This window comes from Gilliamella sp. GillExp13 (genome assembly GCF_001690815.1).
Taxonomy (GTDB): Bacteria; Pseudomonadota; Gammaproteobacteria; order Enterobacterales; family Orbaceae; genus Gilliamella; species Gilliamella bombi.
Window position 1 is genome coordinate 1 of sequence record NZ_LZHJ01000037.1, and the last position, 24095, is coordinate 24095.

Here is a 24095-nt window from a genome sequence, read left to right on the forward strand (position 1 = left end):
GCCAAGTTGAAAAATACCTCATGCTTTATTACAGCCCAGAGCAGATTGCTGCACGTTTAAAGAAAGTCAGCGTCCAATCAATCTATAACTATCTTTATCAAAATAAAGCGCGCTATGAACAATTCAAACCTTATCTAAGGCGAAAAGGCAAAGCCTATAGGCATTGTAAGGCACCGAGTATTAAAGAAGGAGACCGCCGTTATAAACGGTCAATTAAACAACGTCCAAGTTATGTAGAAAGCCGGAAAACGCGAGGACATTGGGAGGGAGATACGATTATTAGCCGTAAAGACAACCAAGCATTGGTGACATTAGTTGAACGCAAAACAGGGCTAGTATTAATTGGGCGCCTCAATCAACGTACCGCCTCCGAAACGAGAGATATGATAATAAAATTGCTAACGCCGTTTGAAAAAATGGTTAAAAGCATCACCTTTGATAATGGAACCGAATTTAATTATCATCATGCTATTGAGTATTATTTAAACACCACCGTGTACTTTGCGGAGCCTTATAAAAGCTGGCAAAGAGGCACAAATGAAAACACCAATGGCTTAATACGTCAGTTTATACCTAAGCCAGCGGCCATTTCATTAGTTGACGACAAAGAGATAAAAAAAATACAATATCTATTGAACACACGCCCAAGAAAACGGCATAAGTTTAAAAGCCCTGCCGATTTTTATTCTAAGGAGCTAAGAAGAATTGCACTTCATGGTGTAATCTAGGGTTTTTAAAAGAGGTGAGTTTACTGAGTAATATGTAGGAACTACTTGTATTATTTATCGTAATTTGAGAAACAATGGTAATAAAAAACATAAAAAAATAGCGCCTTATCACCAGAAGGCAATATGACGCTAAAATCATAAAAATAGCCGTCACTGATTCAGAGAGTTACGTTTCAGTTAATCTGAGTTTTATATATACTCGATATTATCATATATTGTAGAATCATTAACGTTTACACGCTATTTTACTATTGTCACCCTTTTCAGCTTCACGTGTAGAAACATAACCAGATAAGTTAACTGTAAAATAAATATTATACTTAGCATAATCTATTTCTCTAGTCCAAAAAAGAGCATAGTAAGTATTATCTTTAGGCCAATTTGATTTAGGATAGTTTTTATTCGATAGCCAGCCCCATTCCCCCATAACTGAACCGCCAATTGATCGCGTAAAACTATTGGGATAAATTTTCCAATTCTGATTTTCTGCAACATTAATAGCTGGAGAATTAGTATAATCTTTACGTAAAGGTATATTATCCATTCCTCCACATAAATTGATTGCATTAGATAAATTTATATTGTCGTTATTTTTAGGTTCTAACCACACAGAAGTTGGATTAAATGTATAATCATGAATGATTGAAGTATCTCTTTTTAACGTTGTCCTCACCGTAACATTTCCTGACGGCTTACTATTAAGTTCTATCACCCCGTTTTGATCAACAGAAACACCTCCACCTGGGTTATTGAGTATTTGATAACGATAATCATCTTGTGCACCTATCATCACTAATTGAAATTTAGCCCCAGGAAAGCCAGTTGTTGGAAATGTTTTACCCGATTCTATTGGATTAGCTTTAAATCCCCTGTTATAAACATAATCAGCACTATACCCTCCACCAGCGTTAGGATGTCGGCTTATATTAGTACCATTCCAAGCCCAAGGTCCTGAAATTGGGTTAGATGCCTGATTAGGCTCATATGATCGCCATTGTAGATTAGGTGAAACAATCACATCATTCGGTTTTGCATAACAAATTTGCGATTTTAGGGCTATTTGGTAGGTCTTAGCTAGGGTAATTTGCTTGCTTTCTTTTGGAATACCATACTCAGAATAGGTTTTTACTTTTGTTTCAAGAATCAATTTTAATGGCATTGAAAAGCCACTACCACAACCTATAATTTTTTTCTTATCATTACCTATTATTCTTACGCCATTATTGTCATACCACCAATAATTAGTCGATTCAACCTTAAACGGCTCCTGTGGATCGGCACTATCACCATCTATATCTCTGTAATTTTCAACTTTATCTAAGTTTGTTGGAGTATAAATCGCCACTTTAAAATCGTTAAGCGTTAAATCACCATCAAATTCTTTCACTTCACTAGATTTTATAGTGCCACTCGCCTCACTGTAAAAAACACCGTTGACAGTAAAACCATGTTTATCTGCACTCGATAACGCCACCACTTGCGGTGCATTCCCTGTAATAACCTGACTCGAAGTTGCTGTTAGTATTGCATTAGCTGAACCAACATGTATCCATTGTGATAATAAGATTAAACCCATTATTTGAGCAAGTTTCGGTTTTGAGTGAGCTGTAAGTGTTGTTATTTTGGCAACAAAGTGAGATTTGCAATGGAAGTGTTTAAAACAGAAAGATAACAGTAAAAATAAAACGTTTTGCCGTAATATTAAAGGTGAAATAAAACGATTAACAAAATGCCCGATGCCCGATGCCCGATGCCCGATGCCCGATGCCCGATGCCCGATGCCCGATGCCCGATGCCCGATGCCCGATGCCCGATGCCCGATGCCCGATGCCCGATGCCCGATGCCCGATTAAGTCTATATTTTATCATAATTTTATTATTCCTCATACTTATTTTTCTTAAATTTATTCTTATAAAATAAACAGTTAATATTATTTTTAGCATAAAGTAGTATATAACTATGCTACTCTATTTTAGAATAAAACCCTCGTTTTTCACCTGTTTTTTTGTAAAGTTTTGTTAAGCATATAAAAATCCTTAAACAATCGAACCACTGTATATGTGGTTAACTTTTCCTCTGTTTATAGAATTAGTAAGGTATTGATGCTACATACATTGGTTTTTATGGTAAGTTTTAATGGCATTGAAAAGCCACTGTCACAACCTATAATTTTTTCTTATCATCATCAGTTATGCCTCTACCGCTATTGTCATACCACCAATAATAAGTCGATTCAACTTTAAACGGATGCTGTGGATCAGCATTATCTATATTATTATAATTCTCAACCCTATCTAAATTGTTTGATATATAAGTTACCACTTTAAAATCATTAAGCGTTAAATTACCATCAAATCCGTTCACTTCACTAGATTTTATAGTACCACTCACCTCACTATAAAAAACACCGTTGACAGTACAACCATGTTTATCTGCACTCGATAATGCCACCACTTGCAGAGCATTCCTAGCAATGACCAGACTTGAAGTCACTTTTAGTATTGCATTAGCTGAACTAACTATAGCCAATTGTGATAGTAAGATTAAGCTGGTTTTGATGCTAGACTATTTTACAATAAACTTCTTTCCCCAACTTTTTGTAAAGTCTTGTAGCCACGTTAGCTTTTCAATTTCATCATTAATAGATATAATCTATTTAATCAACTATATTTAACAACTTTTCTTTAATTTAAAGTAACGTATAGTATTTATATGTAAAAAACTTATTCGAGGTGAAAATGTATACTGTAATTTTTGGGCGTCAAGGTTGCCCTTATTGTGTTCGAGCTAAAGAACTAGCTGAAAAACTTTCTCAAGAGCGTGATGATTTTTCTTATCGTTATGTTGATATTAACGCAGAAGGCATTACTAAAGAAGATCTGTCTAAAAGTGTAGGTAAACCTGTTGAAACAGTACCTCAAATCTTTATTGATGAAAAACCAATCGGTGGTTGTACTGATTTTGAAGCTTATGCAAAAGAGCATTTAGGCTTATTTAAAGAATAATGTAAATGAGTGTATTAAATTCAAGCCACTATTTGGTGGCTTTTTAATATTTACTTGTTATTAACGACCTGGTAGTTTTTTCCAAGTTACCTCGTTACGTAAATAAGTTGGTTCTACTTCCTCAACATTAACTACTTCATTCTTTAACCATTTATTCTTAGCAATAACTACTAGATCTTGTGCATGAGGTAATAAGATATCACTTTGTCTTATTCCTTTAATCATATCTGGATAAGTTTGCCAACCAGTGCCAGCACAATAACTATCATTACCTATATTTTCTACTTTTTCTATTACTTTTTCAGGTGCAATAACACATTCTGGAATAACTATTTGCCATTGATTATTGGTGTAATAGTATTGTCCTAAATAGATTTCCCCCATTCTGGCATCAATTGTAGCAATGACTTTTGTGGCTTTTTGTGTTCGATATACACCTTGAGCCAAGGTCATCAACGTTGAAACTCCGATCATTGGTTTGTCAATGCCTAATGCTAAACCTTGTGCAACACCAATGCCAATTCTAACACCAGTAAAACTACCAGGTCCTTGTCCAAAGGCTATGGCATCAACTTGAGCAAGTGAACAATCTGATAGTGCAAGAAGCTTATCCACCATTGGTAATATTTGCTTAGTATGATCGCGTGCTGATATGATGAAATCATGAGTGATTTCATTACGGTAAATTAAAGCTACCGAACATGCTTCTGTTGAGGTATCAATAGCTAAGATAGTACTCATTTCTTTTCCAAAATATTTAAGTTTATAAGTTAGTTTTAGATAATAAAAAATTAATAACTTTATTTACATCTCGTGTTCTTGGCGATGGAGGTAAACTATTAATAAAGGTTGCACCGTAAGGTCTCATAACCAAGCGATTGTCACAAATAATAATTGCTCCGCGGTCATTATGATGGCGAATTAATCGACCTACACCTTGTTTTAAAGTAATAACAGCTTCAGGTAATTGCACATCATTAAATGCATCTCCACCTTGCATTTGACAATCCTCCATACGAGCTTTTATTAAAGGATCGTCTGGAGATGTAAATGGTAATTTATCTATAATAACACAAGATAAGGTATCGCCCCGAACATCAATACCTTCCCAAAAACTACTGGTAGCAATTAATAAGGCGTTTCCGCTATGTATAAATTGCTCAAGTAATTTTACTTTACTTGTTTCACCTTGTACTAATACTGGTAATTTGGTGAGTTCTTTAAACTGTTTTGCTAAAGCATTCATCATGGCATAAGAAGTACATAGGAAGAAACAACGACCATTGTTTGCTTCAATAACTGGCAATAATATATCGACCAATTTTTCAGCATTACCTTGTTCATTAGGAGAAGGAATATAACGCGGAACACACATGACAGTTTGATGTAAATAATCAAATGGGCTTTCTAAAATAAGGGACTCGGCATTTGTGAGACCAAGGCGCTTAGTAAAATAATCTAATTTATTATCAACAGACAAAGTTGCCGAGGTAAAAATCCAACTACCTTTACGTTGTGCTAATAGTTCAGAAAATTTATCGGCCACTGACAATGGCGTTATCGCAAAAACAAAATAATTATAAGTACATTCATACCAATAACTAAACCCAGTTACATATGTTTCACTTAATTTTTTTAATAAGCTGATGTATTGATTTACTCGTTCAAAGCAGTTATCTAATGCTGTAGATCGTCCTATTGCCAACATTAAAACCTCACGACAAAAATCTAATGCATCAAAAAGATAAGATAACTCTTTTTTTATTGCTTGCTGTTTGAATAACACTCGCAAATTACCTTTAGGTAGTTGCTGATTAATTGCAATACGCAAATCTTGAACACTTTTTTGCAATTTATCTGCACACTGCTGTAGCTGAGACATATCTTTTACTTCAGTGCGATAGCTAAGCGTTATCTCTTTTGCAAGTTCTAGTAGCTGACGACTAGTTAACTGTTGTCCAAAATAGTGACAAGCCAGATCTGGTAACTGATGGGCTTCATCAAAAATCATTACATCAGCCTTAGGAATAAGCTCACCAAAACCTGTATCTTTTACCACAACATCGGCTAAAAATAGATGGTGATTAACAACCACAATATCCGCATTTAAAGCACGCTTACGAGCCTTGACAACATAACAATCATTATAATGTTCGCAGTCACTTCCAAGACAGCTTTCGTTTGTACTAGTTAATACGGGCCAAATTGGGTTTTCTTCCGTAACAGTTATACATTTGCTAATATCTCCATCTTTGGTTTTAATTGACCAATTTTTGACACAAACTAAATCAACACGTAAATCTTTATCAAGATCTCCGGCAGCTGCATATTGATTATACAATCGTTCTAAACAAAGATAATTCGATCTACCTTTAAGAAGAGATATTTTGCCAGTGTAATTTAATGCTTTTTTGATAATAGGCAGATCTTTACTAAAAAGTTGATCTTGTAGATTCTTGGATCCCGTGGAAAGTATTACTTTCTTTTCACTACGTAGAGCGGGTACTAAATAAGCGAATGTTTTACCTGTTCCAGTCCCAGCCTCAACAACAAGAGACTGTTGCTTATTTATTGACTCTGAGACTTTACTTGCCATGTTTCGTTGTGGCTCTCTTGCCACAAATCCATCAATAGCTTTAGCCAATAAACCATTCTCAGAAAAATCATCAATCACTTAAAATATACCTAATAAAAAGCTAAGTTCAACACACCAATAAAATTAAGAAAATATATTCTAAGAAAAATAAACGTTATGAAAAATATTATGAAACATTTCAAAAATGAGATGAATTTATTATTGCTGAATTGAATAATTAAAAAACTTAATATACTACATTAATTAATATTTTCAAAATATAGGTATCTACAAAGCATAGTATATAAACTACTTAGAATTGTCAGATATAGTATAAAAAATTAAAATTTGAGTTTTTATTTATTACCAATTCTATTAACAGCTAATTAAAAATAAATTATTGCATTATCCTCTTTTGCAATTATGATCATCACAATATTACTATTTTGTATATTAATTCAGTGAATTTATTCTAAATAAGGTGATATACATCTACTAAATTCATCATTGTCTACTTTTGCTAAAAAAGTTTTATAAAATACAATTTGTTTCGCACTCGGATTATTAGGAGACCAAATTTGATCATAACAATATGGTATTTCTACTAATAGATTATTTTTTTTCAAATAAGAATTATCTACCAAATTATTACACGTTTGTCGGTAATAGTCTTTCCATTTTTTACGCATTATTAGATTAAAATCGTCTGTTTGTTCAAATAGATTTGATTCTGAATAAATGGTTAAACATGGTTTATTGAATGCTGCTATAATATGCACTATAGAAGTATCAACAGTAATAACATATTCAGCTTTTTTGATTAAAGCAACGACATCTAAAATGGTGTTTGATTGAAATATTAATCCTAAGTCAAGTTTAACATTTTTAAGTTTATTGGGTTCACCAATAAAAACAATTTTATGATCTGGTTTGTTTTTTTTCATGAGTGAAACAATATACTCCATTTGCCATTGAGACAATTCACGCTTTCTTGCTCCACCAAAAGGGTTAATAATAACAAACTTATCTATATTATTTTCTAATATAAAATTATCAACATTTTTTTTATTATTATCTAAAGTATAAAGATCATAGTTTTCATCATAATTTTTAATGTTCATATACTCATATATTTTATTTAACTGATTAGTAATATGAGCATTATTATTATAATAAGGAATTGAAATATTATATGATTTTACATTACTTTTATTAAATCCCATCAAATGAGTTGAGTTAGTAAATGCACAAAATATAATTTTACGCATTTCAAATGAATAAAATGGTCTTGTATCAATTACCAAATCAAAATGATGCTTTCTAATTTTTTGTATAGTTTTAAATAAATCCTTTAATGAATAATCGTTATAACTAAATGTAGCTCTAACATTAGGATTATTTTTAAGAATATCTAAACTTGATTGTTGCGAAGAAACATAAACATCATAACCAGCTTGAGCAAGATTTTTTATTAAAGCGGTAGTTACAACCATATCGCCAATTTTATCATTACGAGCTATTAAAATAGTTTTTATTTTTGACGGTTCAAATATCGTTTTTCTTTTAGGAAAAGAACACATTAGAATTTTATTTAAAAAGTAAAAAAAATATAGTTTTATTTTTTTTCGAATAAACTTTAATTGCCAAAAAAAATGACTCATAACTAGAATTCCTATAATATTTTATTTCTTTTTTCTGTATTTTAATAATAAGTATTGAATGAAAAATTTTATTCCTTTATAAAAGTCACCTTTTCTAAAAAATGATTTCGCATATATACGATAGTCATTAACTCTCATTCTAGGTAGATAACTTTCTAAAGGTTTATTAGCCCATGGTGTAAAATGCTTGTAAAATACATATAAATTTTGTGCCGTTCCTTCATGTTCTTGATACCAAGGTTTTCTGGCACCAGTAAAGTGGATAAAAAATGGTAGAATATCTTCATTATCAAAGATTTTATTCTTTTCTGTTTCAGTCATCCATGTAAATAAATAATTCCATCTACAATCAACATACTTAACTTTATTTTGAAGAATAAGATTTAAAGCATCTTGATCAGGATAAACAAGTCTATATTGTTGCGGATTTAACAAAACTGAATTAACTTTATTTTCTATGTCAGAATCACACCAATTTTTTGTATTAATATAGAGAAAACCCGAATTAAAATAATTATCTGAACTTAACTCCAAACGAGTAATATTTTTTTCAATATTTTTTGAAATTAGAGAGTCAGAAACAACAGCACAAACCACTGAATCAATATCAATCTGATTAATTGATGATATATCACGAAAACATAATATATCAGCATCCAAATATATAAATTTATCAACTTCATTCTTCAGTAATCGAGGCACAAGAAGTCGAATATACATTGATCGATTGATATGCTGTAATTGATGTTCAGTCTGGTATTTATCTAATTCATTGTTTTCAATAAAATAACTTTTAATAGAAACATTCAATTGTTGTAATTTATGAACAGCCTCTTTTGGAACATCATAAAGAAATACATGAAATTGGAGATGATTACCTAAATTATTTAATTGAATTGATTTTATTGCTATAGCTACATATTCGAGATAATTACCATCAGTACAAAAGGCTACATTTATCACTTCATTTTTCATATATATTGTCCTTGTTATAGCATTAACAATAAATTACTGTTTATATCTTGAGTTATTTTCCAGTTTCGCGCCTAATATATCGATAGTACAAACTACCCCAAAACCAAATGGCTAGACAATTACTTTTTATTATATTCATTTTTTTGATATCACTTTTTGGTAAGTACTTTTTATTTACCAATTTCATATCACTAGTAAATTTTAGATCTTTATTTAGATAATAATAAATTTTTTTATAGTTAAATTGTTTTAAATATTCAATAAGAAGTCTTACTTTTAATTTAACTACTATAGATTGAACTCGCTGGTAAATCTCTTCTTTGTCGTTTTTAATGTAATTATGCTTCAAATAATACTCAATCCGTTCCCAAGTTACTATATTCTGTAAATATAATTCAATAGTAGCAATTGAATTTGTTACCGATTTTTCTCTATATAAATAGTTGAATAAATGATCTTTAACTACAGCCACTTCGCATTGACTTATAGCTTTAATAGTAAAAAAGATATCCTCACAAATTTTAAGGTCAGTATCAAAAGTAATATTCTTATCGAGTAAAAAAGAACGCTTAATTAGCATGCCTGAAATATGAAAACTTTTTTTGATAAAACTATTAAGTATATTTCCTTCTTCAAAAGATAGATATTCTTTAATACTTTTATTCTTTTTTACTCGATAAAAACCACAATAAACAATGTCAAAATCGGTTTGTTGTTGGCGAATTAACATTTTCTCAAAAAAAGAAGATTCATAAGTATCATCACTATCTAAAAAACAGATAAACTCACCTGACGCATATTTAAGAGCATTATTTCTGGCAACAGACACACCACTGTTATTCTGATGATAAACAATAATTTTAGCATTTTTTTGTTGGTATTCATCTATAAATATACCTGTATCATCAGTTGAACCATCATCTATAATGATTATTTGATAATTTTGATACGTTTGCTCTTCTATTGATTTTAATGTTTTTTCAATAACATCTCTTGTATTGTATGCTGGTATAATTACGGATATAAGAGGAGTATTATTCATATATGCCTTTAGTAACTTTTTAATTATAAATACATCGATTATCTAAAACTACTTATTAGGATAAATATAAAAAATGATCATTATTTGATTATCTTTTTAATAATTTATGTTTTAAATATAACAAGTAGTAAAGAAAAGCACAGATATATTTTCTTTGAGTGATTAAAAATTTAGCATAACGTCTGGTTGTAGATGGGGAAAGATTATTTGCTAAGGCTAGCTTGGCTTGATACCAAGGTGAGCCATCAATGAAATTTTGATAAGTTGATGTCAAATAGAGTTTAAACCAAGGTTTACTTCCCGAAGTATAATGTATAAAAACTGCACCCTTTTCAGCTTTTTGCTGATCCTCATGGCCGCCAACACTTAACAAAGTAAGACAATTATATTTTGTGGGTAAGTAATAAATATTATTACTTAATAAAATATTTAGCACATCCTGATCGGGAAATTTATAAGCAATCCCCTCATTTAATAAATTAAGTGCTTTTTCTGTGATATTAGCTTCATTCCACTTTTTCAAGTTGTATAACAAAACTCCAGAATTAAAATAACTACCATACTCAATTTGAAATTTTTTACATTGGGAATTTTGTGTATTTTCAACATCAGGTACTGCAGCAATAATTTTATCAGTTATATTTAAACTAAATAGTTCATCCAATGATGTCAAACATAAAGTATCACTATCAACATAAAGTAATTTAGTTACTTCTTTAGGAATAACTAATGGAGCAATAATTCGCAAACAAGCAGAAATAGGAAAATATTTTGTATTGTTAGCGTGAATCTTAAATTTATCATTCAGATAGTATTGCGTTATTGAAACATGATTTGATGAAAGCTGTTCTATTTTACATTTATTATCATTTGATACGTTTTGCATAAATAAATGAAAATGTAATTTTTTATTTGGATTGTTGCTAATAATAGAATACATATTAACGCCAGCTGGTAAAGCATAATTATTATCAAAGCATAGCAAAATATGCCATTGTGTTTTAGTATCATTACTTTCATCACCAATAATAGTTTTTTTAACTTCTATGAACTTAGTTACATCTATCATCTATAATAACCACTTCTGAATTATTTAATAATATTTGAAAATTAATCTAATTATTATTTTTTCTATATTTCTAGTTTAAACACTTATAAAATATTATCTCAATTATTTAAAAATAACCTTCTATATATGTTTTGTACATATAGTCTTCATTATTACTAAATTGTTGAACAGTCATGAAATTTTTCATAATTGCGTTTTTTCTAGATATATAATCAGCTTCTGAACATTGTTTAATAATATTTTCGATGTTATCAATTTCGCTTTCTTTAACTCTAATGATACCATCTTCATCGAAAAATTGATTTATTTTACTAGCACCTATATAAATAGGCACAGTTTGTGTGGCAAAACAATTTGTCAACTTTTCAGTAAAACAATACCCAGATATTTCATTTTCAAACACAATAGAATAACGGTAATCTTTCAATGTTTCATAAGGATTAACAAACTCTCCACCATCAAAAGTTCCAAAAGTATCAACCTTAGGATGATTTTTTAATTTAATCGCAGTTAAAATTCTTTTTAGATGCAATTCACATAATTTTTTATCTGACGATAACATTGAGATATCTTTATTTTTTTCATAAAACAAATTTTGTTGAAATATCTCATCTAAGTTTGGTAGCATTACAAAATCGCCAGAAAAAAGCTTTATATCGGCACAAAAAGGAACGAATCTTGCGTTAGGTATATCATTAAGAAGTTGTTCATCATAAGTAAAAATCAAATCAAAATCTTTCTCTAACCCTATATATTTTTGAAATATTTCATAGCTATCAGGTTTTATACCTTTAGTTTCAACCAAAGCACCAAAACGACCTGTTGGAGATCCCATTGTCTCCAACATACGTCCATGAGTATAAAGATGTAATGGAAGTTCAAAATTATATTTATCCCAATATATCAGATTACTTGTTTGTGAGGATGCATTAGGTTTATAATTATCTCTCAAAAAAATAACTCTTAATCTTTCTCCTTTTTTATTATAAATTTCAGGCTCAACAGGGCATAATCGAACATTATGCTTATAAATAGGAATATAAATATCTTGATATACTTTAGCTTTCTTTTTAGACAAAATATACGGTGGAGTGCTACCATACTTTTTGGTTAGAAAATATTTCTTTTTTTTATCTTTCACAAATAAACAAGCACAATCTGTAACAATTCTTTTAATACTCATTTAATATCTTATACTCCTAAATTACCTATATCCTATTGAGTTTAATAATGATCAATAAATTATTTCTTATAACATTACAGCTTATAAATGATTTGCTTGATATAATTTATTATAAAAACCATCTCTTAGAATTAATTCACGATGTGTTCCCTGTTCTATAATCTCTCCGGCATCAATAACTAGTATTTCATCAGCATTCTCAATGGTTGATAATCGATGTGCAATAACAATTGAAGTACGCCCTTTTTGTAGTTCAGAAAGCGCTTGTTGTATTGCATATTCCGCCTCAGTATCTAAGGCTGATGTAGCTTCATCTAAAATCAATATAGGATTATCACGTAATAGTGCTCGAGCAATTGCTATTCTTTGCCTTTGCCCACCTGATAATAGTATCCCACTTTCTCCCACTTTAGTATTAAATCCATGTTCACTTTGCATTATAAAATCATATGCGTAGGCTTTTTTTGCAGCTTCTTCTATTTGTTGTTGCGTATATTCACCAATTCTTCCATAGGCGATATTATTAGCTATTGTATCGTTAAAAAGATGAATGTTTTGTGATACTAAACCTATTTGATCACGTAAACAATGTAATGTGAAATCATGAATGTTATGCCCATCAATTAAAATTTGTCCTTTAGATATATCATAGAAGCGAGTAAGTAAACTTGCTATTGTCGTTTTTCCTGAACCTGAGCGACCAACTAAAGCAATTGTTTTTCCTGCTGGAACAGAAAAACTAATGTCTTTAAGAGCTGGTTCTTTTCTAGTTTCATAACTAAAAGTAACGTGATCAAATACAATATTTCCTTTTACACGATCAACACTAATAGATCCATTATCCTTTTCTAAAGGTTGTTCAAAGATTGCAAATAAAGTTTGACAAGCAGCCATTCCTTTTTGAAAGTTTGCATTAACACTAGTTAAATTTTTAATAGGTTGCATTAATGCTACTAGTGATGAAAAAACGACAGTAAATTCTCCAGCTGTAATATTTAAATCAGGATCACTTGCGGTTAATAACACAAAAGCAATAGCAAATGAGATCACCAATTGTATTATTGGCGTTGATAGTGCGGAGATAGAAACTAAGCGCATTCCATCACGACGAAATTTATTGCTAACTTTTTCAAAATTTTTTGATTCTTCATTCTGTGCACCAAAAACAATAATTTCTCTATATCCCTTTAGCATTTGCTCAACTGCCATGGTGACATTTCCCATAGAATTTTGCATGTTTTTTGCCAATTTTCTAAATTTTACTGAAATAAAAGAAATTAACCCAATTACAATAGGAGTGACAACAAGTAAAGATAGTGATAATTGCCAACTATTATAAAACATCGTATAAAATAGCCCACATATAAAAGCTGATTCACGAATTATTGTAATTAAAGCATCCGATGAAGACGCTGCGACCTGATCTGTATCATATGTTATTCGCGACAATAACCTTCCTGTTGAGGATTGATCGTAAAAACTTACAGGTGCATCAACAAAATGTGCGAAAAGCCTTTGTCGAATGCGCATGACAATTTTACCAGAGATCAATGCTAATAATACAGAATAACCATAATTAGCAATACCACGGATAAACACTAAACCAAAAATATAGATAGGCGCCATATATAAAAATTCTCGGTCATTCATTGAAAAACCAAGATCAAGTAAAGGGCGTAATAGGCCTATTAATGAAGTATCGGCAAATGCACTAATTATTAACAAAATTATTGATATAAATAATACTAATTTGTGTTGAGCAATATAGGGCCATAACTTAGTAAAAGTACACCAAGTTGAAGAGTCCTTATCAATATTGATACTTTCTTTATGATTATTCTGATTCATATTCATTATTTAATATTATTATGATTTGAATTGCATTTTATGCATTAAGGCATAAATACCATTTTGTTCAATAAGGTTATGATGATTACCATCCTCGACAATTTCACCATTATCAATAACTAAAATTCGATCCGCTTTTTCAATGGTTGATAATCTATGAGCAATAACAATTGAAGTTCTATTTTTTTGTAAAACTTCAATGGCTTCTTGTACTAGCCTTTCAGATTCATTATCTAGCGCTGAGGTAGCTTCATCCAAAATTAAAATTGGATTATTACGTAACAAAACTCTCGCAATAGCAATGCGTTGCCGCTGTCCTCCTGATAATAAAACACCATTATCTCCTATTTCTGTATCAATTCCATTTTCTAGCTTATTTATAAACTCCATAGCATTAGCTAGTTCAGCAACCTTAATTATTTCTTCTTGGCTATGTAATCCTTTTTCACCATAAACAATGTTATCTGCAATGGTACCATTAAATAAGTGCACTCGTTGAGAAACATACCCTATATGATTTCTTAATGACTTTAAGGTATAATCTTTAATATTAATACCATCTAAAAGTATTTCTCCTTTTTCTAAATCATAAAATCTTGGAATCAAGCTTGCAATGGTTGACTTCCCCGCACCTGACCGCCCTACTAAAGCAATTGTTTGACCCGCTTTAATTTTAAAATTAATATTATTAAGAACAGAAGTACTCGTTGTAGGGTATTGGTAGGTCACATCTCTAAATTCAATATTTCCAGTTATATGATTTGCATCAATTGTGCCCTTATCTTCTTCAAGTGGAGCTTCTAAAAGCCCAAATAACGATTCACACGCTACAGCACCTTTTTGCAATTCAACATGTAGACTTGTTAACTCTCGTAAGGGACGCATTATAGCTATCATTGCTGAAAAAACGACAGTAAAAGATCCTGGAGTAATATCTAAACTCTGGCTTGCAACAAGATATAATATTAAAGCTAAACCTAAAGTTGCAATCATTTGAATGATCGGTGTTGATAATCTTGAAACCATTTCAATCTTCAACATATCTCGCCGAAAAATATTAGTAATTTTATTAAAATTATTTTTTTCATATTCTTTAGCATTAAAAATTAAAACATCTTTATGGCCTTTTAACATTTCATCAGCCGAAGTTGTTATTTCACCCATACCTTTTTGCATTGACATTAATGTTTTTCTAAATTTTTTTGCAATAAATTGAGCAACACTAATTATTAATGGTATAAGAAAAATTAACACTAATGCCAATTTCCAACTGCCATAAAACATAACAAAACATAAACCAATCGCATAGGTTATTTCACGAACAAGAATAATTAAAGCATCGGATGAGGCTTTAGAAAGCATCTGAGTATTATAGGTAATAATGGAAACAAGATCTCCCACAGAATGTTTATCATGAAAACTTACAGGACTTTTTAGCAAATGATTAAATATCATTTGTCTGAATTTAGTTATAACTTTACCTGATAACCATGAAAGACAGTATGTAGAAGCATAATTTGACAATCCACGTAATGCAATCAAACCAATAATTGCTATAGCAATGTAAACTAACAAGATGTAGTTTTTATTCATTAAACCATTATCTAGCAACGGTTTGGTTAGAGATATTAAGGTCGAATCTGTAGCTGCATTTAACAAAAGCCCTAGTATAGCAACAAATAAAGCTTTTTTATATTGTTTGACAAATGGCCATAGTTGTATAAGCGCAGTCAAAGAATTATATTTTTTGGGCATAATAATTTTTACAAAATAACAAATTTTATAGATTATACTATAAAAAAAGCCGTATTGATTAAATTATTGAACTATTATCTTTTTTTACATAATGAAATTGCAAATTCCCCATTATTAGAGCACAACTCATGGCAATAAAAAAATGACTAGTTCGTAAGGTCTCTGCTCTCATTTTATGCACTTTGATGGCACTACAGATGTTTATGATTTCTCCTTGATACTCCGATTTTAAACTCAGCTCAGCAAACATCAGCTTAAGCATAAGGCTTTCCTACCCTAGTGCTTATTTTTATCATAGATAAATTTTCTACTTTTGAGTTGGCTATTTTGAGGATCGCCACACTTATTTATTTCATAATATTTTAAGCTATTAACCAATTAAACTATTTATTAAAAAATAATCACATTCTTTTATAAATTTTATAAATATAATAAGGAAAAAGAAAATAAGAAAAACTAAAAGTTAATACTTTTTTGATAAATTTTTTAACCGGTTTATTTCTTTTCTTTTTATTATCCTCTTGATAAAAAGGTTGATAATATTTATTTTTTATATTTAACAAACGGACTTTATTTTCAATATCAGGAAAATAATCAAGATCTAAATCAAATAATATGGTCTCATTACAGTAATCTAAAAAGAAAATAATTTCTTCTTTACTGCTTAATATACTCACGATCCATTTTATTAATCCCGATAATATTACAATAAAATAAGCTTTATTATCATTTAATAAGTTGTTATCTGAAAGCTTTATAAGAAAATATTTCATTACATCTATTGTATCAAACATTTTTTTCCGGTCTTTAGGTGAAAAATATGTTTGATGCATGATAGAGTTACTTCGAAGTAAATAATTATAAAGATGAACATCAATAGCATAAATCGTTTTTGCACAACAAAGATATTGTAATACAAATGCCATATCATCATGATAATAACCAGAAGGAAAATCTATATTGTATTGTTCAATAATACTTTTTTTAAAAATTTTATTCCAAAGAACACTATTAACTCTAGTTTTAAAAGGAAAAGTTAATGAATGAAGGCCATAATAAGTTAATTTATAATAATCAATCTCACTATCACGCAAATCATATGTTTGTTCATCTTTGACAACATTACAGTTGCATATGGCTAAATCAACACTTTTAGATTGGATAGTTTCCAACATTTTTTAAATAGGAAATGGCTTAATAAAATAGTATAATTTTATTAATTTGTATAGTAATCTTTCCTAAAAATAAAAAGTTAGAATATAATAGAGTTATAATAAATACTCATAACTACATAAATGAAAATTACGGCTATAATCATTTTATACAATGAAAATATTAAAAATTCTAAAACTTTCGAATCATTATTAAATTCAGATAGAAGTGATATTACTTTAAATGTAATTATATGGAATAATGGCCCAAAAGCACTTAACTTACAAGAATGTAGACAATATAAATCCATTTGTGACAGTAAGAACATTAACCTTTCTATCTATGAGAATCTTTACAATATTGCTTTAAGTAAAATCTATAATTTTTTTATCAACCAAGAAAGTTTTGATTTTTTCACTATTTTGGATCAAGACTCGATATTAAATAATGATTTTTTCCAAAATATTAAGATAAATAATAATTTTGATGTCATTGTTCCTCAAGTTTATTCTGTTGGATGGGTTTCAAAAGAAAACTCATTATGTTTCCCAATATATCATGAAAATCGGAAACTTTTTGATAAAAAATTTTTTGCAATGGGAGAAATTGAGTCTATCTCATCTGGATTAACTCTATCTTATCAATTAATAAAGTACATAAGTAAAAGCAAACAAGAGTTTTTTAACGAACGTTACGCGCTTTATGCTATAGATACCAGTTTTTTCCTTGATTTGATAGAATTAAAACAAACCGAATTTAAAGGAATATGTGTAGGAAAAATTAACCATTCTTTAGATTTTAATTTACAAGATCGAAAAAAAATAAGCCCCACAAGAAGACTGGAAATGGAATATTCAAAAGTATTGAACAAAATTTTTTATGATGAAAAAAGTCGTTTAAATGTCTTTTTGTACCTACTTAGAAAATTCACAAGAAGAGAGTATTCAAGCTCAGAATTTCTCAAATTAGTAAAATGCCTTTTTAGGAAAAAACACCCTCGTTCTTGTATACCTCTAACAATAAATCAATTACTCTAAATGGATGCGAGGAATCACATACATTAATGCTTTGTTCCAATCAGATGCTTTCATACCTAACTGTTTTACTTTTTCCATATTTAAAACAGAATATAATGGTCTTTTAGCCTTAGTTGGATAGGCTGAGGTTAAAATTGGCTTTATCATTATATTTTGGTTAGTCATAAGATTTAATTCATTAGCTGTTGCAAATATCTTAGAGGCAAACTGGAACCAACTTACGTACTTATCACCACAATAATGATATATACCACCTTGAATATTATTCATTAACATTTTTAAAATCGTTTTAGCAATATCAACTGCATACGTTGGACATCCTAGCTGATCATCAATAATGGTTAATTCAGGTCTAGTTTGACTAAGCTTTAACATCGTTTTGACAAAATTATTGCCATATTCACTAAAAACCCAAGAGGTTCTAATTACAATTGCAGAAGAATAATTGTCTAAGACAGATAATTCACCAACTCGTTTAGTCTCACCATAGACATTAATCGGATTGGTTAAATCGTTCTCTAAATAAGGGAAACTTTTTGTACCATCAAAAACATAATCAGTCGAAACATGAACTAGTTTTGCATGATATTTTTTGGCAGCAATTGCTAAATTCTTAGGACCGATAGCATTAACTTTATAAGCTAATTCATATTCATCTTGGGCTTTATCTACTGCTGTATATGCTGCAGCATTTACAATGGCATCTGGTCTATGCAAGGCAATAAAATTATTAACAGCTAAACCATCAGTTATATCTAATTGCAGGCTGTCAGTAGCAAGTAACTGCCAATCTGAAGGAAAGATATCTTTAAAACAATGTCCTAATTGACCATTAGCACCAGTTAACAAAACTTTCATCAATTAACTATAACTCCTGTAGTTTTTTGCCTAACTTATCTTTTGCCGATAGTAATGGATTTGAAATCGGCCAACTGATATTTACTGTAGGATCGTTCCACAATAGACACCCTTCTGACTTAGGATCGTAATAGTTAGTACATTTATATTCAAAGTCAGCAATATCTGACAGTACTGCAAAACCATGAGCAAGTCCAGGTGGAACCCACAACTGCATTTTATTTTCTTCTGTTAAGGTAACGCCAACCCACTCTCCATAAGTAGGGGAATCTTTACGAATATCGACAGCCACATCAAAAACTTCGCCTCTAACAACCCTAACTAATTTACCCTGAGGGTTTTCCTTTTGAAAATGTAATCCCCTTAACACATCTTTTTGTGAACGAGAATGGTTATCTTGAACAAAATTAAATTCTATATCTAGCATTTCTTGGTATCGTTTTTGTTCAAAAGTTTCAAGAAAAAAGCCTCGTTCATCACCAAACACTTTCGGTTTTATAATTTTTACATCCGCAATATTAGTTGAAATAATTTCCATTTTCCCACCTATTCTATTGTTCTACTAATCTTGCTAAATATTGCCCATATAATGTTTTACCTGAACTAATGGCTTCTTCTTTGACCTGTTCAGCGCTGAGCCAGCCATTACGATAAGCAATCTCTTCAAGACAGGCAACTTTGAGCCCTTGCCTTTTTTCTATTACTTGGACAAACGATGATGCTTCAAGTAAACTGTCATGTGTACCAGTGTCGAGCCAAGCAAAACCACGTCCTAGGATTTCAACATTTAACAGTCCTGCATCCAAATACATCTGATTAAGAGTCGTAATTTCCAATTCTCCACGATGAGATGGTTTGACTTGTTTTGCCATTTCAACTACATTTTGATCATAAAAATAAAGACCTGTTACTGCCCAGTTAGATTTTGGCTTAGCTGGTTTTTCCTCAATGGATAATACTTTGAAATTTTCGTCAAAATCAACTACACCAAATCTTTCAGGATCAAGTACCTGATAACCAAAAATTGTTGCACCTTCTTTTTGCCCCGCAACTCTTACCAATTTTTTGCCAAAGCTTTCGCCAAAAAATAAATTATCACCTAATACTAAAGAACAACGTTTTTTTTGAATAAACTCTTCACCAATTAAAAAAGCTTGAGCTAATCCTTCCGGTTTAGGTTGTTTTGCATAACTAAGTTTAATACCAAATCGTGAGCCATCACCTAATAATCGTTGAAACATAGGTAAATCATCAGGAGTGGTAATAATTAAAATATCGCGAATACCGGCAAGCATAAGTACAGACAAAGGATAATAAATCATAGGTTTATCATAGACAGGCAATAACTGTTTTGAAATACCTCGAGTTATGGGATAAAGACGGGTTCCTGACCCTCCAGCTAATACAATACCTTTCATAAAGTTACCTATATTAAATAATTCCTTGTCGTGATCTTGAATATGAGCCATCTTTAATATGATCACACCATTGTTTGTTTTGTAGATACCACTCTACTGTTTTGCGCATTCCTGTTTGGAATGTCTCTTGCGGTTTCCAACCCAAATCTCGATAGATCTTTGATGCATCAATAGCATAACGTTGATCATGACCTGGCCGATCAGCAACATAAGTAATGAGATCTTTATAACAGTTAACACCATTAGGCTTATTTGGAACGAGTTCTTCAAGTAATTCACAAATAATATTTACAACATCAATATTTTTTTGTTCATTGTGCCCACCAATATTATAAGCCTCACCTACTTTTGATTTAGTAGCAATAAGATAAAGTGCTCTTGCATGATCTTCGACATATAACCAGTCTCTAATTTGCTGACCATTACCATATACTGGCAACGGCTTACCTTCGAGAGCATTAAGTATCATTAATGGGATTAGTTTTTCTGGAAAATGGTATGGGCCATAGTTATTTGAGCAATTAGTAATAACTGTAGGTAACCCAAAGGTTCTGTGCCATGCGCGGACTAAATGATCACTTGAAGCTTTCGATGCCGAATATGGGCTACTTGGCGAATAAGGTGTTTTTTCAGTGAATAAATCATTCGTACCATGCAGATCACCATACACTTCATCAGTTGAAATATGATGAAAACGGAATGTAGATTGTTTGGTTATGTCTAGTGTTTTCCAATAGGCTAAAGATGCTTCTAATAAAGTATAAGTACCTATTATATTGGTCTCTATAAATGTAGAAGGATTATCAATAGAACGGTCAACATGACTTTCAGCAGCTAAGTGCATAATAACATCAGGGCAAAAGCCAGCCATAACAACATTAAGTTCCTTCCTATCACAAATATCGATTTGTTTGAAATGATATCGTTTGTTCTCTGATACGCTATCTAATGATTCCAGATTCCCAGCATAAGTTAATTTATCAATAACCAATACTTCATCATTAGTCTGTTCAATAATATGTCTCACAACAGCAGAACCAATAAAACCAGCTCCTCCTGTAACAATCACTTTCATTAATTAATCCTCTAAAATCTTATGCACGGAATAATAATAACAAAGCCAATAAATAGCAATATTTAGAATTAGGTATTAATCATTACATTTTCAAAAATGTTCTGAATTTCTCATCATTTTGCAAAAATTGTATTCGTAATTCTTTATATGTTATATTGTTACGATATTTTTGCCACTTAGTTTGTTCAAGATCAACATGAGAATAAATGTATTAACTGTGCTTTATAATTGCACTTTATCTGATTCTGCAACGTTAAAATCAATATTACAAGCAAATTTGGAATCCACTAAACTAAATATGATTATTTGGAATAATGGACCAACTTTACTTAAAGAACAAGATATTAATAATTATCTAAAATCAAACCAAAAAAACGGAATAACAACATCAATTTACCAAGATGTTCGAAACATATCATTAAGTAAAATTTATAATCATTTTATTAATAAAATAGATTACGATTTTTTTGTTATTTTTGATCAAGATTCTAATATTGATTTTTCTTTCTTCCAAAATATCTATCATAATAGTCAATATGCAATTATTTGCCCAGCAATTTTCCCTAAGCAAAAAATTGACAAGCAATGTTTTCCTTCTGATTTTGAACAAAGAGAACAAGTTGTACCTTTGGGAGAATTCAGCCTAAGCAATACCAGAACCATCAATTCTGGTACAGCATTATCAAAAGATTTAATTGATAAATTACTAGATAATCATCATTATGTTTTTGATGAAAAATTTGCTTTCTATCATACAGATCATCGATTATTTGATTTAATTCATGCAACACCACAAACTGCAATGTTAAAAGGCTTATGTATAGGCAAAATGTATCATGATATGACTTGTGAGGTTTCCTATGATGTACTTAGCGAGCGTGCAAGACTTGAAATCGCTTATGCAAAAATGTTAATGCGAATGTATCGAGCTCATAACCCTAAAATTGAACTACGCCGAAATTTATTTTATGCTTATAAAATGAAGAAAAAAGACAATTTAAGTTTTAGAAGCTTTTTAAAATTGTTGAAATGTGTAATAACAAAAAAACATCCTCGTTCATACGCATCCATAGACAAAGATGTCAAACCAACTAACAGCAATATTTTTTCTTAAAAGATATTTTCACTATGGAAAATAAAAAATTAATACTTAACCTTTCTATCATTATTCCTTGCTATAATGTTGAAAATTACATTGAGCAATGTCTCAATTCTATTGTTCAACAAACTGTTCAACCTAAGGAAATTATATGTATAGACGATGGTGCTACTGACAACACTGCTAATGTTATTCAAGCCTTTGCTCAAAAATTTTCTTGTGTAAAATATATATATCAGACTAATCAAGGGGTTAGTCAAGCTCGAAATGTCGGAATTAATCAAGCAACAGGACAATATATTCAATTCGTCGATCCTGATGACATTTTACATCCTAATTTATTTGCAATATTTTTAAAAGTTTTAAACATTAGTAATGCTATTGAGTTGTTTTATTTTGAAAATCAAAACTTTGAAAAATTAGAGGATCTAGAATTTAATAATAATGACAATAGTTTAACCAGATTTGATACTGGTAATGAGTTATTTACACATATAATTAAAAATAAAAAATACTCAGGTGCATGTTGGAAATATATTTTTAAAAAGGAAACGCTCTATTTTCGATTTGAAGGAAGAAATCACGAAGATCACTTAATAACATTGGATGTACTATTATCTGCAAATTTAACTTATTACTCAAAAGCACCTTTATATTATTATAGAAAAAGAGCTAACTCATTAACTAACAATAAAAAGATAAGTAAACAATATGTTGAACTATATGCTCAAATCATCAATAAGTGCACAAAGTACGTACAAAAAACCAATCTATTACCAAAAACAAAAACACAATACATAAATTTTCTACGTTCTGATTACCTTTTTAATATCAATATCTATTATTTATATAAAGAAAAACCACCAATAATAGAAATTTACATGCATATATATACACGATTATTCATAAAAAATAATGCAAAAAAACTAAGCAATATATTTTATATGATACGTTATGGGATTAGAAAAAAAATACCTTTAAAACACATTATTAAATTTATAAGAGCTTCATTGAATAAAAACATTAATTTTATAACTAACAAAATAAATGCCTTGCTAAATTAATAGCAAAAAAAATTGTAAACACCCCAAACTTAGTACACAACTCACGTAGAAAATTAAGCTGCTTGTTTTAGTGTTTTATACTCAATCGGTGTCATGTTATTTAATGCCTCATGCGGTCTTTCGGTGTTATAAATCGTTAGTCATTCTTCGGTTATTCTCCTTGCTTGTGCTAAGTTGTTAAAAAGATATAAATCAAGTACTTCAGTACGATAGGTACGATTAAATCGTTCAATATAACCATTTTGATAAGGGCTACCGGGCTTTATATAATCAATGGCTATATCATGTGATTTAGCCCAGTTTATAAAGGTTTTTCCTGTAAATTCTGGCCCATTATCGACCCGTATTTTTAATGGATATCCATGATATTCGGCCAGTTTATCTAAGTAACGGGTAATCCTTCCTGCTGGTAAGCTGACTGCAATATCAATACCTAACGCCTCACGATTAAAGTCATCGATGACATTGAATGTCCTAAAGCGACGTTGATTACGGCTACTATCACTCATAAAATCCATTGAACAACATTCACCTTGTTTATTAGGCACCA

22 protein-coding genes and 1 pseudogene are annotated in these 24095 nt (G+C 30.4%); 6 read left to right on the forward strand and 17 right to left on the reverse strand.

What is annotated here, in order from left to right; genetic code table 11:
- A partial coding sequence (locus A9G37_RS03060) for an IS30 family transposase (RefSeq protein ID WP_081297628.1) occupies nt 1–728 on the forward strand: 728 nt, incomplete at its 5' end.
- 226 nt (nt 729–954) lie between these two features.
- On the opposite strand, the gene A9G37_RS03065 is transcribed toward A9G37_RS03060, so the two are convergent.
- A complete protein-coding gene (locus A9G37_RS03065; RefSeq protein ID WP_065574583.1) occupies nt 955–2304 on the reverse strand; it encodes a hypothetical protein in 1350 nt (449 codons plus the stop codon).
- A gap of 64 nt (nt 2305–2368) precedes the next feature.
- Between A9G37_RS03065 and A9G37_RS12770 the strand changes: the two genes are divergently transcribed.
- On the forward strand, nt 2369–2581 hold the full coding sequence (locus tag A9G37_RS12770; protein WP_176701850.1) for a hypothetical protein: 213 nt from the start codon (nt 2369–2371) through the stop codon (nt 2579–2581).
- A 311-nt stretch (nt 2582–2892) separates the two neighbouring features.
- Here A9G37_RS12770 and A9G37_RS03070 read toward each other — a convergent pair whose 3' ends face one another.
- Nucleotides 2893–3258: a hypothetical protein gene (locus A9G37_RS03070; protein WP_141671028.1), complete on the reverse strand. Its 366-nt coding sequence runs from the start codon at nt 3256–3258 to the stop codon at nt 2893–2895.
- Between the two features lie 209 nt (nt 3259–3467).
- On the opposite strand from A9G37_RS03070, the gene A9G37_RS03075 reads away from it, so the two are divergent.
- On the forward strand, nt 3468–3734 hold the full coding sequence (locus A9G37_RS03075; RefSeq protein ID WP_034912061.1) for a GrxA family glutaredoxin: 267 nt from the start codon (nt 3468–3470) through the stop codon (nt 3732–3734).
- A 60-nt stretch (nt 3735–3794) separates the two neighbouring features.
- Here the strand turns inward: A9G37_RS03075 and tsaB are convergent, their stop codons facing one another.
- The 10 genes from tsaB to A9G37_RS03130 form a co-directional block, all read right to left on the reverse strand.
- Complete coding sequence (gene tsaB / locus A9G37_RS03080) at nt 3795–4475, reverse strand: tRNA (adenosine(37)-N6)-threonylcarbamoyltransferase complex dimerization subunit type 1 TsaB (protein ID WP_065574585.1); 681 nt, start codon at nt 4473–4475, stop codon at nt 3795–3797.
- Between the two features lie 22 nt (nt 4476–4497).
- The gene (locus tag A9G37_RS03085) at nt 4498–6408 is read right to left on the reverse strand and encodes an ATP-dependent DNA helicase (RefSeq protein ID WP_065574586.1); all 1911 of its coding nucleotides are present in this window, start codon (nt 6406–6408) and stop codon (nt 4498–4500) included.
- 368 nt (nt 6409–6776) lie between these two features.
- Nucleotides 6777–7970, reverse strand: coding sequence for a glycosyltransferase family 9 protein (locus A9G37_RS03090; protein WP_065574587.1), 1194 nt, complete (start codon nt 7968–7970; stop codon nt 6777–6779).
- 21 nt (nt 7971–7991) lie between these two features.
- Nucleotides 7992–8945 (reverse strand): glycosyltransferase family 8 protein, encoded by a 954-nt coding sequence (locus A9G37_RS03095; protein ID WP_065574588.1) that lies wholly within the window; start codon nt 8943–8945, stop codon nt 7992–7994.
- A 52-nt stretch (nt 8946–8997) separates the two neighbouring features.
- Nucleotides 8998–9987, reverse strand: coding sequence for a glycosyltransferase family 2 protein (locus tag A9G37_RS03100; RefSeq protein ID WP_065574589.1), 990 nt, complete (start codon nt 9985–9987; stop codon nt 8998–9000).
- A gap of 88 nt (nt 9988–10075) precedes the next feature.
- Nucleotides 10076–11056 carry a glycosyltransferase family 8 protein gene (locus tag A9G37_RS03105; RefSeq protein WP_065574590.1) on the reverse strand — a complete coding sequence of 327 codons (981 nt, stop codon included), beginning with the start codon at nt 11054–11056 and terminating at the stop codon, nt 10076–10078.
- A 106-nt stretch (nt 11057–11162) separates the two neighbouring features.
- Complete coding sequence (locus tag A9G37_RS03110; protein ID WP_065574591.1) at nt 11163–12239, reverse strand: glycosyltransferase family 10 domain-containing protein; 1077 nt, start codon at nt 12237–12239, stop codon at nt 11163–11165.
- An 81-nt stretch (nt 12240–12320) separates the two neighbouring features.
- On the reverse strand, nt 12321–14060 hold the full coding sequence (msbA, locus tag A9G37_RS03115; protein WP_065574604.1) for a lipid A export permease/ATP-binding protein MsbA: 1740 nt from the start codon (nt 14058–14060) through the stop codon (nt 12321–12323).
- 45 nt (nt 14061–14105) lie between these two features.
- Entirely contained in the window at nt 14106–15842 is a 1737-nt protein-coding gene (msbA, locus tag A9G37_RS03120) for a lipid A export permease/ATP-binding protein MsbA (RefSeq protein ID WP_065574592.1), read from the reverse strand.
- A gap of 401 nt (nt 15843–16243) precedes the next feature.
- Nucleotides 16244–17014, reverse strand: coding sequence for a hypothetical protein (locus A9G37_RS03130; RefSeq protein ID WP_176701851.1), 771 nt, complete (start codon nt 17012–17014; stop codon nt 16244–16246).
- Between the two features lie 123 nt (nt 17015–17137).
- Here A9G37_RS03130 and A9G37_RS03135 point away from each other — a divergent pair, with 123 nt between their 5' ends.
- Entirely contained in the window at nt 17138–18031 is an 894-nt protein-coding gene (locus A9G37_RS03135; protein WP_065574595.1) for a glycosyltransferase family 2 protein, read from the forward strand.
- On the opposite strand, the gene rfbD is transcribed toward A9G37_RS03135, so the two are convergent.
- From rfbD to rfbB, 4 genes are read right to left on the reverse strand one after another with little or no spacing between them, the layout of a single operon-like run.
- Complete coding sequence (rfbD, locus tag A9G37_RS03140) at nt 18023–18889, reverse strand: dTDP-4-dehydrorhamnose reductase (RefSeq protein ID WP_065574596.1); 867 nt, start codon at nt 18887–18889, stop codon at nt 18023–18025. The two genes, A9G37_RS03135 and rfbD, sit on opposite strands and share 9 nt — an antisense overlap.
- A 7-nt stretch (nt 18890–18896) precedes the next feature.
- Nucleotides 18897–19427, reverse strand: coding sequence for a dTDP-4-dehydrorhamnose 3,5-epimerase (gene rfbC / locus A9G37_RS03145; protein ID WP_065574597.1), 531 nt, complete (start codon nt 19425–19427; stop codon nt 18897–18899).
- Between the two features lie 13 nt (nt 19428–19440).
- Nucleotides 19441–20307, reverse strand: coding sequence for a glucose-1-phosphate thymidylyltransferase RfbA (rfbA, locus tag A9G37_RS03150; protein ID WP_065574598.1), 867 nt, complete (start codon nt 20305–20307; stop codon nt 19441–19443).
- Between the two features lie 13 nt (nt 20308–20320).
- On the reverse strand, nt 20321–21382 hold the full coding sequence (gene rfbB, locus A9G37_RS03155; protein ID WP_065574599.1) for a dTDP-glucose 4,6-dehydratase: 1062 nt from the start codon (nt 21380–21382) through the stop codon (nt 20321–20323).
- Nucleotides 21383–21578: 196 nt separating this feature from the next.
- Here rfbB and A9G37_RS03160 point away from each other — a divergent pair, with 196 nt between their 5' ends.
- Together A9G37_RS03160 and A9G37_RS03165 are read left to right on the forward strand one after the other, a co-directional pair.
- Nucleotides 21579–22496, forward strand: coding sequence for a hypothetical protein (locus A9G37_RS03160; RefSeq protein ID WP_065574600.1), 918 nt, complete (start codon nt 21579–21581; stop codon nt 22494–22496).
- 14 nt (nt 22497–22510) lie between these two features.
- Nucleotides 22511–23545 (forward strand): glycosyltransferase family 2 protein, encoded by a 1035-nt coding sequence (locus tag A9G37_RS03165; RefSeq protein ID WP_065574601.1) that lies wholly within the window; start codon nt 22511–22513, stop codon nt 23543–23545.
- A gap of 53 nt (nt 23546–23598) precedes the next feature.
- On the opposite strand, the pseudogene A9G37_RS03170 reads toward A9G37_RS03165, so the two are convergent.
- Nucleotides 23599–24095 (reverse strand): annotated as a pseudogene (locus A9G37_RS03170) (integrase core domain-containing protein); the annotation flags it as partial.

What these genes read in the sequence shown, in the direction of transcription:
- rfbB (WP_065574599.1), bottom strand. Translation starts at nt 21,382, where the DNA reads ATGAAAGTGATTGTTACAGGAGGAGCTGGTTTTATTGGTTCTGCTGTT.
- rfbD (WP_065574596.1), bottom strand. Translation starts at nt 18,889, where the DNA reads ATGAAAGTTTTGTTAACTGGTGCTAATGGTCAATTAGGACATTGTTTT.
- A9G37_RS03105 (WP_065574590.1), bottom strand. Translation starts at nt 11,056, where the DNA reads ATGATAGATGTAACTAAGTTCATAGAAGTTAAAAAAACTATTATTGGT.
- rfbA (WP_065574598.1), bottom strand. Translation starts at nt 20,307, where the DNA reads ATGAAAGGTATTGTATTAGCTGGAGGGTCAGGAACCCGTCTTTATCCC.
- A9G37_RS03160 (WP_065574600.1), top strand. Translation starts at nt 21,579, where the DNA reads ATGAGAATAAATGTATTAACTGTGCTTTATAATTGCACTTTATCTGAT.
- A9G37_RS03075 (WP_034912061.1), top strand. Translation starts at nt 3,468, where the DNA reads ATGTATACTGTAATTTTTGGGCGTCAAGGTTGCCCTTATTGTGTTCGA.
- A9G37_RS03110 (WP_065574591.1), bottom strand. Translation starts at nt 12,239, where the DNA reads ATGAGTATTAAAAGAATTGTTACAGATTGTGCTTGTTTATTTGTGAAA.
- A9G37_RS03095 (WP_065574588.1), bottom strand. Translation starts at nt 8,945, where the DNA reads ATGAAAAATGAAGTGATAAATGTAGCCTTTTGTACTGATGGTAATTAT.
- A9G37_RS03135 (WP_065574595.1), top strand. Translation starts at nt 17,138, where the DNA reads ATGAAAATTACGGCTATAATCATTTTATACAATGAAAATATTAAAAAT.
- rfbC (WP_065574597.1), bottom strand. Translation starts at nt 19,427, where the DNA reads ATGGAAATTATTTCAACTAATATTGCGGATGTAAAAATTATAAAACCG.
- A9G37_RS03165 (WP_065574601.1), top strand. Translation starts at nt 22,511, where the DNA reads ATGGAAAATAAAAAATTAATACTTAACCTTTCTATCATTATTCCTTGC.
- A9G37_RS03065 (WP_065574583.1), bottom strand. Translation starts at nt 2,304, where the DNA reads ATGGGTTTAATCTTATTATCACAATGGATACATGTTGGTTCAGCTAAT.
- A9G37_RS03100 (WP_065574589.1), bottom strand. Translation starts at nt 9,987, where the DNA reads ATGAATAATACTCCTCTTATATCCGTAATTATACCAGCATACAATACA.
- A9G37_RS03090 (WP_065574587.1), bottom strand. Translation starts at nt 7,970, where the DNA reads ATGAGTCATTTTTTTTGGCAATTAAAGTTTATTCGAAAAAAAATAAAA.
- tsaB (WP_065574585.1), bottom strand. Translation starts at nt 4,475, where the DNA reads ATGAGTACTATCTTAGCTATTGATACCTCAACAGAAGCATGTTCGGTA.
- msbA (WP_065574592.1), bottom strand. Translation starts at nt 15,842, where the DNA reads ATGCCCAAAAAATATAATTCTTTGACTGCGCTTATACAACTATGGCCA.